11 protein-coding genes are annotated in these 12,574 nt (G+C 35.9%); 6 read left to right on the top strand and 5 right to left on the bottom strand.

The genetic code is table 11. The features are described 5' to 3' along the window. Window positions 1-43 precede the first annotated feature (43 nt). A complete protein-coding gene (locus tag ACCQ42_RS05520; protein ID WP_410035594.1) occupies window positions 44-2,044 on the bottom strand; it encodes a hypothetical protein in 2,001 nt (666 codons plus the stop codon). A 298-nt stretch (window positions 2,045-2,342) separates the two neighbouring features. On the opposite strand from ACCQ42_RS05520, the gene hydA reads away from it, so the two are divergent. The 6 genes from hydA to ACCQ42_RS05490 are packed head-to-tail and all read left to right on the top strand — an operon-like array spanning window position 2,343 to window position 9,193. Continuing rightward, the gene (gene hydA, locus ACCQ42_RS05515; RefSeq protein ID WP_410035593.1) at window positions 2,343-3,713 is read left to right on the top strand and encodes a dihydropyrimidinase; all 1,371 of its coding nucleotides are present in this window, start codon (window positions 2,343-2,345) and stop codon (window positions 3,711-3,713) included. Next, window positions 3,714-6,347 (top strand): selenium-dependent xanthine dehydrogenase, encoded by a 2,634-nt coding sequence (gene xdh / locus ACCQ42_RS05510; protein ID WP_410035592.1) that lies wholly within the window; start codon window positions 3,714-3,716, stop codon window positions 6,345-6,347. Beyond that, complete coding sequence (gene yqeC / locus ACCQ42_RS05505) at window positions 6,340-7,041, top strand: selenium cofactor biosynthesis protein YqeC (RefSeq protein WP_410035591.1); 702 nt, start codon at window positions 6,340-6,342, stop codon at window positions 7,039-7,041. Before xdh ends, yqeC begins: the two co-directional genes overlap by 8 nt. After that, window positions 7,031-7,603, top strand: a complete 573-nt coding sequence (locus ACCQ42_RS05500) for a nucleotidyltransferase family protein (RefSeq protein WP_410035590.1) — start codon at window positions 7,031-7,033, stop codon at window positions 7,601-7,603. The genes yqeC and ACCQ42_RS05500 overlap by 11 nt, the downstream gene beginning before the upstream one ends. Beyond that, window positions 7,596-8,399 carry a selenium-dependent molybdenum cofactor biosynthesis protein YqeB gene (gene yqeB / locus ACCQ42_RS05495; RefSeq protein WP_311531182.1) on the top strand — a complete coding sequence of 268 codons (804 nt, stop codon included), beginning with the start codon at window positions 7,596-7,598 and terminating at the stop codon, window positions 8,397-8,399. The genes ACCQ42_RS05500 and yqeB overlap by 8 nt, the downstream gene beginning before the upstream one ends. Next, complete coding sequence (locus ACCQ42_RS05490; RefSeq protein ID WP_410035589.1) at window positions 8,396-9,193, top strand: XdhC family protein; 798 nt, start codon at window positions 8,396-8,398, stop codon at window positions 9,191-9,193. Before yqeB ends, ACCQ42_RS05490 begins: the two co-directional genes overlap by 4 nt. 296 nt (window positions 9,194-9,489) lie before the next feature. Here the strand turns inward: ACCQ42_RS05490 and ACCQ42_RS05485 are convergent, their stop codons facing one another. Genes ACCQ42_RS05485 through selD form a run of 4 tightly spaced genes read right to left on the bottom strand, consistent with a single transcriptional unit; the run spans window position 9,490 to window position 12,495 of the window. Then, window positions 9,490-10,626, bottom strand: a complete 1,137-nt coding sequence (locus tag ACCQ42_RS05485) for an aminotransferase class V-fold PLP-dependent enzyme (protein ID WP_410035588.1) — start codon at window positions 10,624-10,626, stop codon at window positions 9,490-9,492. After that, on the bottom strand, window positions 10,616-10,879 hold the full coding sequence (locus ACCQ42_RS05480) for a putative Se/S carrier protein (protein ID WP_106460418.1): 264 nt from the start codon (window positions 10,877-10,879) through the stop codon (window positions 10,616-10,618). Before ACCQ42_RS05480 ends, ACCQ42_RS05485 begins: the two co-directional genes overlap by 11 nt. After that, window positions 10,873-11,472 (bottom strand): sulfurtransferase-like selenium metabolism protein YedF, encoded by a 600-nt coding sequence (gene yedF, locus ACCQ42_RS05475; protein WP_106460417.1) that lies wholly within the window; start codon window positions 11,470-11,472, stop codon window positions 10,873-10,875. The genes ACCQ42_RS05480 and yedF overlap by 7 nt, the downstream gene beginning before the upstream one ends. Window positions 11,473-11,481: 9 nt before the next feature. Continuing rightward, entirely contained in the window at window positions 11,482-12,495 is a 1,014-nt protein-coding gene (gene selD / locus ACCQ42_RS05470) for a selenide, water dikinase SelD (protein ID WP_106460416.1), read from the bottom strand. Between the last annotated feature and the right edge of the window lie 79 nt (window positions 12,496-12,574).

Here is a 12,574-nt window from a genome sequence, read left to right as displayed (position 1 = left end):
CTATACACAAAATTTTACACAGTCTCTGGGATTTAGTATTTTCTTAGATTTCCAATTCGAATTTTTGTATTATTTCATTAACTTTTATGTGGAGTGCTTTTTGTCTGTTAATTAAATTTTCTAATTTGTTACGTCTACTTTCTGACATTTTGGCAGTCTTTAGATAATATTCCGCATTTTCTACAACTTTAACGCTGTATCTATAAGCGACTTTTAGTCTGTTGATAGATCTTTGTCGGATTTCTTTTACCTTTTCTTCTGATGATTTTTCATTTATCAAGCTTGGGTAGTAATAGATACTATTTTGATTATAAAGATATAGGTTTAAGTCATCTATGGCCTTGCTTAGCTTAGATATCTTATCATTAAGTTCAGCAAGTAACTTTTCAAGTCTTTCCTTTTCTTGGTTTTTACTTGTGATATTTGCATTAATTTCATTTAGTCTAGCTTCAATTTCTTTCCTTTCTCCTTTAAGATTATCAAGTTCGCCCTTAAGTTTTGCTCTATCTTCGTCTGTGAGTGAGTCGATTTTTTCCTTATCGATTTTAACTTGGTCTAGTTCTTTTTGAAGATTTGCGATTATATTTTCTAAATTAGAAATATTGGTTTTATTAGCTAGAAGCTTTTCTCTTAATTCCTTTAATCTAGGATCTTCTTTAGATTCTTCTTCCTTAGGTCCACCATTTTTGATAAGTTCAAGGAGTTCTTTGTAATAGGATATTTTATTTTCAAGGTCAAATTGTTTTTCCTCTAAAGGGATAGATTTAATCTTTATTGATTCCCTTTCATTCATTAGGTCATCAATTTCGTTCTCAATCTTAGTTCTAATACCTTTTTTTTCTTTATATTCGTTAAAATCTTCATCAATAAATTGTTTTACTTTACTTTTATTATTTACATAATAAAAATCTGGATCATTCTTAACATTGCTCTTATATTCAATATCAGAAAGCCAATATCTTATACCATTGCTTATATCATTTTCAAGTTTTATCTTCTCACTTTCAGCAACCTTTTTATTTATACTATCATTTATTTTGTCATAATTTTTTGTAACCTCAAAATATGACTCAAGTGTAGATTGACGATCTTTATTTAATTCTGTAATTTTGTCTTCTACTTCTTTTTGGGTAAGAGTGTTATTTTTAAATTCACTTCTAGCTTTATGTTTTGATCCTTCCTTGCCTATTTCTAATGAGCCAGATGTGTGTTTATCATCGCTATGTCCCCTGAAGGCAATTTGGTTGTCTTTAGCTACTTGTACGGCATCTTCAGTGTCTTTAATTTTTATTTTTGTAGCCTCGTAGTCATTTTTCAAATCTTCTACTTCTTTTTTGTATTTTTCTACATCTTCTGCCTTGTAAATTTCTGGATTTGCTAAAACTTGATTTAGAAATTCGTTTTTGACATTATACTTGTATTCTAAAATACCGTGTTGAACCTTTACCTCTATCAGAGTTTGCTTTGCATCGTTATAAATCCTATTAAGATCTTTAGCTTTTTGTACTTCTTCTTTTCTTTGTTTTTCTAGTTCTTCAGCTTTTTTCTTTTCAGCTGCTGCATCTATTTCATTTTGCTTAGGATTTTCTTCTTTTTTATCTTTAGCTTCAATATCATCAATTTGCTTTTGGATATTCTTGTCTTCTTCTTTGGCAGTATCTAGGGATTTATTATTTTCAGAGATTTGTCCTTCTAAATCAGATATTTCCTTATCAAGTTTTTCCTTGCTTGCTTTTTCATCGATGAGGGTTTCATTTGATTTGATCTTTATTTCTTTTTCATTTAAAGAATTCTCAGTTTCAGTTTTTTCCTTTTTTAGCTTGTCAAGGTCTTCATTTATTTTGTTTAGTTCATTTTCTGTTTTGGTTTTTTCTTCATTAAGCTTAGATAATTCGCTTTTCTTGGAAGCGATATCTTTTTTAATAGAATCTTCACTTCTATCTGCTTCTATAGGCTCACTTGCATAAGATTTTGGTGAGGTTAAAATTGCTGGAGTGAGTAAGAGAGCAGCTAGGGCAGGGATGAGTAGTTTGTTATTTTTCATGATTTTCTCCTTAAAACATTTTCTTTCTTTCATTATATTAGTAAAAGTATAAAAATCAATAAAATATCTATATTTTAAATCTCGTTATCTTAATAAAGATAACATTAAATTATATGTCATTTATTAGTAAATTTGAACCTTTCATAAATTAGAATTAAAAAATAAATAAAAACAAAAATTTTTCAAAAACCCCTTATCAAAATTGACTATTTATGATAGAATATATATAAGTGCAAACGTTATTTGCTTAGTTTATTTTTAAGAGTGATATGTTACATATCATTTATAAGGAGTTTTGATGAGTATTTTATTAAAAAATGCGAAAATTATTGGAGAAGAAGATTTTCTTCTTCGTGATATCTATATAGAAGATGAAAAAATTGTAGAAATTGCTGAAAATATAAAAAGAGATTCTGATAGGGTTATAGATTGCAATGAAAAGCTAACTATGCCTGGTGGGGTGGATGTTCATACACATTTATCACTTGATCTTGGCAAATTTATTTCAATCGATGATTTTTATACAGGCACCAGGGCCGCTAGCTTTGGAGGAACAACTTCAATAGTTGACCATATAGCCTTTGGACCTAGGGGAAGCCTTGTTTCAGATGAGATTAAAAAATATCACAAGATGGCTGAGGGTAATGCAGTAATTGATTATTCCTTCCATGGAGCTATCCAAGAAGTAACTGATGATATTTTAGATGAAATAGAAAAACTTTTTGACGAAGGAATCGTTTCTACAAAGATTTATACAACCTACGGTGGCATGCTAGATGATAAGCATATGTTAAGGGTCCTTCAAAAAGCAAAGGAAACTGGAACTGTTGTTTGTGTCCACTGTGAAAATGACGGGATGATTGCAGATCTTAGAGAAGAAGCGAAAAATAAAGGCAATCTTGCTCCAATCTACCATGCCAAGACTAGACCAGCTGAGGCTGAGGCAGAAGCTATTAATAGGCTTATTTATCTAAGCGAAGTGGCTGGTTTTCCAAAACTTTATATAGTTCATACTTCATCAGCCCTAGGTCTTAGAGAAATCAGGAAGGCAAGGGCAAGAGGTGTCAAAAACCTATACTGTGAGACCTGCACCCAATATCTGACCCTAACCGATGAAAAATATCTAGAAGGCGGGGAAAGCCAGGGTGTTAAGTATATATGCGCTCCACCACTTAGGAAAAAATCCGATGTAGATGCCCTTTGGGAGGGAATTATAGATGGGACAGTTGATGTAATTGCTACTGACCATTGTCCATTCTTCTATGAAAGTGAGAAGCTTCCTTACAAGGATGATTTCCTAAATGCCCCAGGTGGGATTCCTGGAATTGAGGAGAGGATGGAAGTAGTACTTACAGAAGGTTTAAAAAGAGGCGTTTCTCCACAAAGGCTAAGAGATTTACTATGTACTAATCCTGCAAAAATCTTTGGCCTAGGCTACAAAAAAGGAAGTCTAGAAGTTGGAAAAGATGCAGATATAGTTGTTTTTGACCAGGAAAAATACACTATAAGTCAGACAAATCGCCACTCCAACTGTGATTACACGACCTATGAGGGCTTTGAAAGTGATTTTAAAGTAAAGATGGTCCTTTCTAGGGGAGAAGTCATCTTAGAAAATAGTGAATATAAAGCCGAAAAGGGCAGAGGAAAATTTATAAAGAGGAAATTTTAGATGACAAATATATTAATTGGCGAAAGACTCCCGAATGTGGAGCCTTTCCTTGTGAAGATAAATGGAAATACTTATGAAACTTATGAAGATAAGAACCTTTTGAGATTTTTAAGAGATGATTTACATATTACATCTGTAAAAGATGGATGTTCCCAAGGAGCTTGCGGGACTTGTTCAGTCATAGTTGGCGATGCCAAAAAACTTGCCTGTACCCAAAGATTATCTAAACTCAAAGATCAGGAAATCCTTACCATAGAAGGCCTAACAGACCTTGAAAAAAAAGCCTTTGTCCATGCCTTTTCAAAGGCTGGAGCTGTTCAATGTGGTTTTTGTATACCAGGAATGGTAATGAGTGGGGCAGCTATTATTAGAAAGAATCCTAATCCTACTAAGGATGAGATAAAAGAAGGTATCAAGCAAAATATTTGCAGGTGCACAGGTTATGTCAAAATAATCGAGGGCATCAAGCTTGCCTCAGAAATTATAAACGGATCTATTGAAATGACCACAGATGAGTATGAAAGGGTCAAGGTTGGGGATGAATTTATAAGAATAGATGCCCATGACAAGGTCCTAGGAATCGGCGAATATGTCGATGATATGATTTTTGATGATATGAAGGTAGCTTCTGCTATTAGGAGCAAGTATCCAAGAGCAAGAATCCTAAAAATCGATACAAGTAAGGCAGAAGCCCTAGAAGGCGTCTATGGGGTCTTGACAGCTGCTGATGTGCCAAATAATAAGGTAGGCCATATCTTCCAAGATTGGGATGTATTTATAGCTGAGGGCGATGTTACAAGAAGCCAGGGAGATGCTATTTGTCTAGTAGTTGCCGAAAATGACAAGATTTTAGAAGAAGCTAAGAAGCTTGTTGAGATTGAATATGAAGAGCTGACTCCGGTTTCATCTATTGCAGAAGCAGAAGATCCAAATTCTCCTTTTGTTCACCCTACAGGCAACCTTTGCCAAGAACGTCACGTAAGCCGTGGCAATGCCGAGGAAGCCTTTAAGAAATGTAAATATATAGTAGAAGAAACTTATACCACACCTTTTACAGAACATGCTTTCCTTGAGCCAGAATGTGCAATTGCTGAGCCAATGGGAGATGGGGTCAAGCTTTATACTACAGACCAATCTGTCTATGATACCAGAAAAGAAACTCTAATAATGTTTGGTTGGGAAGATCAACCAGAACGTGTGGTAGTTGAAAATAAACTTATAGGTGGAGGTTTTGGTGGTAAGGAAGACGTTTCCTGCCAACACCTTGCAGCCCTTGCAGCCTACAAATTCCAAATTAGGGTAAAAATTAAATTTAGCCGTGATGAATCACTAAAATTCCATCCAAAAAGACACCCAATGATAGGAACATTCAAACTTGGTTGTGATGAAGAAGGCAATTTCTTAGCCATGCAGGCAACAATAAAAATGGACACAGGTGCCTACGCTTCCCTTTGTGGACCTGTTTTAGAGCGTGCTTGTACCCACTCAGTTGGTCCATACCATTATGAAAATACGCAAATTGATGGCTATGGTTATTACACAAACAACCCACCAGCAGGTGCCTTCAGGGGCTTTGGAGTTTGCCAATCAAACTTTGCCTTTGAAAGTAATATAAATCTCTTAGCAGAAAAGGTAGGCATTTCTCCATGGGAAATCCGCTACAAAAATGCCATAAGACCTGGAGAAGTCCTTCCTAATGGCCAAATTGCAGATTCATCTACAGCCCTTGTAGAAACCTTAGAGGCAGTAAAGGATGTCTATGAAGAAAATATCGACAGGGCTGGTATTGCCTGCGCTATGAAAAACGCCGGTGTAGGTGTTGGACTTCCTGATAAGGGTAGGGCAAAGATAAGAATAGAAGATGGCAAGGTAAATATTTATTGTGCTGCAAGTGACCTTGGCCAAGGAGCTCAAACAGTATTTAAGCAAATGGCCCTAGATGTCCTAGGTTTAAGCTTTGATCAGGTAAATATAATTCATCCAAATTCAGGAAATTCACCAGATTCTGGTACATCATCAGGATCTCGTCAAACCTTGATTTCTGGAGAAGCTATAAAGAAAGTTACAGAAAAATTAAAAATAGATTTGGATAAGGTTGATGATATAAGTAAGCTTGAAGGCAAGGAATACTTCCACGAATATTTTGACCCAACAGACCCACTGAATTCTGACAAAGAAAATCCAGTTAGCCACATAGCTTACGGTTTTTCTACAAATGTGGTAATATTAAATGATGATGGAACAATAAGAAAGGTAGTGGCTGCGACAGATGCAGGCAAGGTTATCAATCCAAAGGCCATAGAAGGCCAACTTGAAGGTGGTATAGTCATGGGACTAGGCTATGCTCTTACAGAAGATTTCAAACTAGATAAGTCCAAGGTCAAGGCCAAATACGGTAATCTTGGCCTATGGAGAGCACCTATGATACCTGAAATAGAAACGACCTTTGTGGCTAAGCCAGATGATGAGCTCCTAGATAGGGCATTTGGTGCTAAGGGTGTAGGGGAAATTGCGACAATTCCGATAGCTCCAGCTGTTCAAGGAGCCTATTATAAGCTAGATGGCATCCTCCGCAGGGATTTTCCAATGGTAGAAACCGCCTACAGCAAGCCAAAGAAGAACTTTAATGAATAAAATAAATGAAATATTTGATATAAAAAAGCATGATATAATTTCCATAACAGGAGCAGGGGGCAAGACTAGTCTTATGGCAAGTCTTGCCCTTAGCTTGTCAAAAAAGGGAAGGGTCCTAGTCACAACTTCGACCAAAATCGCCCTGCCTAAAAAAGGTTTTGATAGGATTTTTACGAGCTTTGATGATTATTTTGATGACAAGAAAGCCAAAATAATCTGCCTAGGAGAAAAAGTCCCTGACAAGGATAAGCTAGCAAGTATTGGCTATGAAAATCTTTCGAAAATCGTAGGTGATTTTGATTATGTTTTGATAGAAGCAGATGGTTGTAGAAACTTGCCTCTTAAATTTTGGTATCCACATGAACCTGTAATCTATGATCTAACAACAAAAGTTATAGGTATCCTACCAATTAAAATTATTGGAAAGCTGGCAAGTAGTGATTTTATTTATAATTTCCAGGGCTTTTCAAAAAATATAGGGACTGGTATTATAGATTCTAAGATGATTAATAAATTAATAGCCTATGACAAGGGCTTTTATAAGGTATTTGAAAAGGAGAAATATTTTTTCTTTAATCAAGTAGAAAGCAAGGAAGATTATTATAATATAGAAAAATTTAAGAAAGAATTTGACGTTGCTGACATTAAACTAAGATATGGATCACTAAAGGAGGGTAAATTTTATGAAAATTAACGCAATACTAATGGCATCTGGTCTTTCAGAAAGAATGGGCAAAAATAAACTAATGTTAGATTTTAAGGGTAAAAAGATTTATGAGCACACCCTAGACCTCTTGGAATCTCTAGACTTTGACAAGGTCATAGTTGCATCATCCTATGAAGAAATCCTAGCAGATGCTAAAAATAGGGGCTTTGTTAGTCTAGAAAATGATAATAATGCTATTGGCAAGTCTTCATCAATCAAATTAGGGGTAGATGCGTGTGAAGAAGATGCTGCGATGATGTTTTTTGTAGCAGACCAACCACTCCTAACTAAGGAAACTTGTGAGAAATTAATAGAAAGCTTTAAGGAAAATCCTCAAATGACTTATCCAGTTGTCGGTCTTAGAAGAGGAGCACCTGTTATTTTCCCACCAAGCTTTAGGGATAAGCTCTTAAGCCTAAAAGAAGACCAAGGTGGTATGATTTTTGCCAAAGACAATCCAACCAATAAGGTAGAGATAGGTTCAGAAGATGAGCTTCTAGATATAGATACCATCGAAGCCTACGAGAAATTAAGGCGTGACCATGAATAAAAATCTAGTAATAGTAAGGGGTGGAGGAGATGTCGCCACAGGGACTATCCAGAAATTAAATAGGGTAGGCTTTGATGTTTTGGTTCTTGAGATAGAAAGACCAACCTGTATAAGAAGAAATGTGGCGGTAGCCCAGGCAATTTTTGAAGGAGAGATCCAAATAGAGGATATAAGGGCTGTAAGATGTGAAAATATAGAAGAAATCCAGAGGGCCTTTAAAGATAATCTTATAGCTGTCGCAGTAGACCCTGAAGGAAAATATATAAAAGAACTAAGGCCTATATGTGTAATTGATGGTATCCTTGCTAAGAAAAATCTAGGCACAAATAAGGATATGGCACCCATTACCATAGGTCTGGGTCCAGGCTTTGAGGCAGGGCGTGATGTAGATTTAGTAATAGAAACTAATCGTGGCCATGACCTAGGTAGGCTAATTTTTGAGGGTCCTGCAGCTGCAAATACAGGTAATCCTGGTAGTATCAATGGCTTTACCACAGAAAGAATACTAAGATCCCCTGCTTCTGGCAAGGTCCACATAATAAAAGATTTGGGTTCTGTTGTAAAAAAGGGTGATGTCGTAGCAGAAGTTTCCGGCAAAGATGTCCTAGCTGGCCTTGATGGGATGGTTCGTGGCATGATAAATGAAGGATTAGAAGTTTATCAAGGAATGAAAATCGGTGATGTAGACCCAAGAGTGATACCTAAAAATGCCAAAACCATATCAGATAAGGCAAGGCTAATCGGTGGTGGAGCGTTGGAAGGACTTTTGATATTAAAAAGAAGGAAGGGCCTATGAAAGCTGAAATTTTAGAGATAATCTATGAGGAAAATAAAAAAGGCAAAGACGCTAGCCTTGTTTTTCTTATTGAAAATAAGGGGTCAACCCCAGGTGAGGATAATTCTCTCATGGCTGTTTTATCTGATGGAAGATCTTTTGGGACAATAGGTGGAGGCAAAATCGAAGCAGATGTGATTAGAAGGACTATCGAAGGCTTTAAAGATGGTAAATCTTTTGAATTTGACTATAATCTTTCAAAAGATGGAGAGCTTAAGATGTCTTGTGGGGGCAATTCTCGTGGCTTTGTCAAATATTTTAAGGCATCAAGTCGCCTTATAATCTTTGGTGCAGGCCATGTATCACAAAAGCTAGCAAGGATTGCTACTAAGACTAATTTTGAAGTAACAGTAATAGATGATAGGGAAGAATTCAAAGATTCTCCTGACTTTGCAGGCATAAAGGAATATTTGGCAGAGTCAATTGATGAAGCTATAGAGAAAATAGACTTCGATAAAGAAAAAACTTATATAGTCCTCTGCACCAGGGGCCACAGCCAGGATGCTGAAGTTTTAAGAAATATCCTAGATAAGGAATACAAATATCTAGGAATGATAGGATCAAAAGCTAAGGTAATATCTGTCTTCAAAGACCTAGAAGAAGAGGGCTATGATAGGGATAAGTTAAATAAGATCTACACCCCAATAGGCCTTGATATAGACAATGGATCAGTAGAAGAGATAGCTATATCCATAATGGCTGAAATCTTGATGATTAAAAACAAAAAATCTGGCCAAAGCCAGAAATTTAATTAGAATAAGATATGAAAATAGACCCGATTTGGGTCTATTAGTTTTATATGCCAAGATCAAGTTTCACTTGGTCACCAGAGTAGAATTTCATCTTATCTTTGTTTAATAAATAATCCTTTATTAATTCGTTATCAAAATCTTCTTTAATTTTTTTCAATCAAAGTGTATCTAGCCCAAGCTGCTAGAGAGAGATTTTCTTGTTTTGCAAGAGTTTCTAAGCTTTTTATCTCTTCATCACTAAATTCTATTTTAAGGGTATTCATTATATAAACTCCTATTTTAAAATTTCATCCAGATATTTATAAAATATTTTGAGAGATTTCTTTGATAGCATCTATAGCAGTATCCACTTCATCATTAGTGTTAAAATATGAAAATGAAAACCTAAGAATACCTTGATTTTCTATGCCAAAGTGCTTGTGGATTAGGGGAGCGCAGTGGGCTCCGGGTCTTACCTGGATATTATAGTCCTCATCTAGGATTAAAGCTATTTCATCAGATGGTATATCTCCTATATTAAAGGATACGATTGGACTTTCTAGGTATTTCCATTCTTTAGAATAGAATTTTATATTTTTGATCTCTTCTATTCCCTTATAAAATCTTTTGGCTAAGCTAAGAGTTTTATTATTAATTTTATCTATTCCTTCGTCTAAGATATAATCAATTCCTGCTTTTAGGGCGACTTGTCCAACAAAATTTTGTGTCCCTGGCTCAAAGATTTGCGGGAAGGAAGCTGGCATGCTTTTAGCAAATGAATTTATACCGCTTCCGCCAGAAAAGACTTGTTTGAAAGCAAAGCTTCCATTTTTAATAAGGCCACCAGTCCCGCTTAGGCCGTAGAGGGACTTATGGCCGGTAAAAGCAAAGAGGGAATTTTCATATTTTCCTATATCAATATCAACAAGTCCCAGGCTTTGGGCTAGGTCTACAATCATTATAAGCTCATTTTCTTTTGCAAAGTCATATAACCTATCAAGGTCGTTGACATTGCCTAAAAGATTTGATGCAGAATTTACTACAAGGTATTTTGTATTTTTTTTAAGCAAGGTTGGAAGGTCCTGGTATTTTAGATTGAAATTTTCATCAAAGTCCAAAAATGAAAGGCTAGCACCACTTTGGTAGAGGGGACGAAGGACAGAATTGTGCTCTGTAGTCGTCGTTATTACATGGTCATCCTTTTCTATAAGGCTAAGGATAGCAAAATTTAGGGCATAAGTAGCATTTGGGCTAAAGAGGATATCTGAAGGATTTCCTATATGGCAGAGTCTTGCAAAAGCCTTCTTGCTTTCATAAATTGCCATCATGGTATTTTGTGATAAAAGGTGACCTGACCTTGATGGATTACCAAAAGATTCAGCTTCTAATATTTCGATAATTTTTTCTTTTACTGCATCTGGTTTATGGAGACTTGTTGCTGCATTGTCAAAATACATATTTTTCTATTAGCCTCCTTCCATTTTTATCTTTTCCCATTAAATAAATTCTGTCATAATCATCTTTCGTAAGTATTTTCAAAGCCTTATCCAAATCTTCTTTCTTAATTCTTAGGGCAAAGCCACAGCCTGCATCTATTTCTGGAGGTAGGGGTATGAGCCTTGCCTTTTTGAAATCTTTGACCTTATCAAGGGCCCTGGCGGGGTCTTCAAATTTAGCGAAGGAGAAGAGGATAAATTCTTCTCCTAGCATGGGCTAACAACGTGGTGACTTCTTAAGATTTCTACAATCTTATACATATTTGTAATCTCTCCTACAGCTAGTTTCTCCTTAAGCTTGTAATTGCCTAGGCAAAGTCCACAAGAAAGGATTTCTACACCCTTGTCAGCGAGATTTTTGAGATCTTCTATAGTTTTTTCATTATCGCTAGTCAAAAAGACACCCCTATTATAGAAAATCACTTTTTCTGGAAGTACATCTTGTTCTGTAAGGGCATAGATAAAGCCTTCAAGTAGGCTCTTAGAAAAGTCTTCGTCGCCATTTCCCATCCTATCATCAGATATAGCTACAACATATGATGATGTATTCATAGCTTGGGCATCCTCCATGATTTCGCAAAATTCTTCAGGGTTTTTCTTTAGACTTACCCTATAGACCCCATCCTTGATTTTCTCACAAGATGACTCTATTTTTAATTCCTTGGCCATCTTGGCTAGATTTTGCGTAGCAACTTCATTGTCTACAAGGATTTCGAAGTATGTTTCATCTGGATTTTCCTTAATAAGTTTTTTTGTTTCTATTACTGGTATTGGGCAAACTTTTCCTAAACAATCAATTTTTTTCATAACATCTCCTTATTTTACAATTATAGGGTAAGATCTTTTCTTCATAACTTGGCCGATTTGCCAAATTTCTAGACCTTGTTTTTCAAATTCATTTTTAATTTTTTCTGCCTCTGATTTTTCTACTGCCACACACAGGCCTCCTGAAGTTTGTGGGTCAAAGAGGACTTCTTCCATGGCAAAGTCATCAATCATAAACTCGACCTTATCTGATAGGTAGGATCTGTTATTCTGTCCCCCTGAAGTGTAGAGAAATTCTCCTGCAAGGTCCTTTGCTGGACTTAAGATAGGTACTTTTTTGCTATCTATTACTATAGAATAGTCATCTCCTGCCATCTCTGACAGGTGCCCTAAAAGTCCAAAGCCTGTGATATCTGTAGCGGCGTGGATATGGTAATTTACAAATATATCCCTAGCATACTTATTAAGCCTAGCCATCTGGCTCACACAAGCCTTAAAGTCATTTTCACTTACAAGGCCCTGGGCATAATTAGCAGTGACTAAGGCTGTGCCGATTTTTTTAGTAAGTAAGATGACATCGCCATCTTCTGGAGTATTATTTTTCCAAATTTTAGATTTTTCTACCTTGCCTGTCACAGATAGGCCGTATTTTATGGTCTTATCATGGATAGAATGGCCTCCTGTAAGGCTTGCCTTAGCCTCAGTAACCTTATCATTGCCACCACGAAGGATTTCTCTTAATATAGCAAAGTCCTCTTCCAGAGGGAAGGTTACTATATTTAGTGCAGAAATCACCTCTCCACCCATGGCATAGACATCGCTTAGGGCATTGGCAGCGGCGATTTGCCCAAAAAGGTAAGGGTCTTCGACCATGGTAGGGAAAAAATCCAAGGTCTGAATTATACAAGTCTTACCATCTATATCTATAACAGCTGCATCATCTTTCTTGTCAAAGCCAACTATTATATCATCCCTTCTATAGGGATTTATATCCTTTAATAGGGAATCTAAATTACCAGCGGCAATTTTTGCATTGCAACCGCCGCACACTTCTAAATTTTTCATAAGGCCTCCTTATAATATTTTACCAAATTTTATTAAAAATGAAAAAGAACTTGTAAACAATACCATAGGAATTTGATAA

Source organism: Anaerococcus kampingae, from assembly GCF_046365475.1.
Lineage (GTDB): Bacteria > Bacillota > Clostridia > Tissierellales > Peptoniphilaceae > Anaerococcus > Anaerococcus kampingae.
The sequence above is the reverse complement of the archived record's forward strand: the minus strand, read 5'-3'. Positions and strand labels throughout refer to the sequence as shown.

Coding starts and splice junctions, on each gene's coding strand:
- ACCQ42_RS05480 (WP_106460418.1), bottom strand. CDS start 10,879: ATGCTAGGAGAAGAATTTATCCTCTTCTCCTTCGCTAAATTTGAAGAC.
- xdh (WP_410035592.1), top strand. CDS start 3,714: ATGACAAATATATTAATTGGCGAAAGACTCCCGAATGTGGAGCCTTTC.
- selD (WP_106460416.1), bottom strand. CDS start 12,495: ATGAAAAATTTAGAAGTGTGCGGCGGTTGCAATGCAAAAATTGCCGCT.
- yqeC (WP_410035591.1), top strand. CDS start 6,340: ATGAATAAAATAAATGAAATATTTGATATAAAAAAGCATGATATAATT.
- yqeB (WP_311531182.1), top strand. CDS start 7,596: ATGAATAAAAATCTAGTAATAGTAAGGGGTGGAGGAGATGTCGCCACA.
- ACCQ42_RS05485 (WP_410035588.1), bottom strand. CDS start 10,626: ATGTATTTTGACAATGCAGCAACAAGTCTCCATAAACCAGATGCAGTA.
- yedF (WP_106460417.1), bottom strand. CDS start 11,472: ATGAAAAAAATTGATTGTTTAGGAAAAGTTTGCCCAATACCAGTAATA.
- hydA (WP_410035593.1), top strand. CDS start 2,343: ATGAGTATTTTATTAAAAAATGCGAAAATTATTGGAGAAGAAGATTTT.
- ACCQ42_RS05520 (WP_410035594.1), bottom strand. CDS start 2,044: ATGAAAAATAACAAACTACTCATCCCTGCCCTAGCTGCTCTCTTACTC.
- ACCQ42_RS05490 (WP_410035589.1), top strand. CDS start 8,396: ATGAAAGCTGAAATTTTAGAGATAATCTATGAGGAAAATAAAAAAGGC.
- ACCQ42_RS05500 (WP_410035590.1), top strand. CDS start 7,031: ATGAAAATTAACGCAATACTAATGGCATCTGGTCTTTCAGAAAGAATG.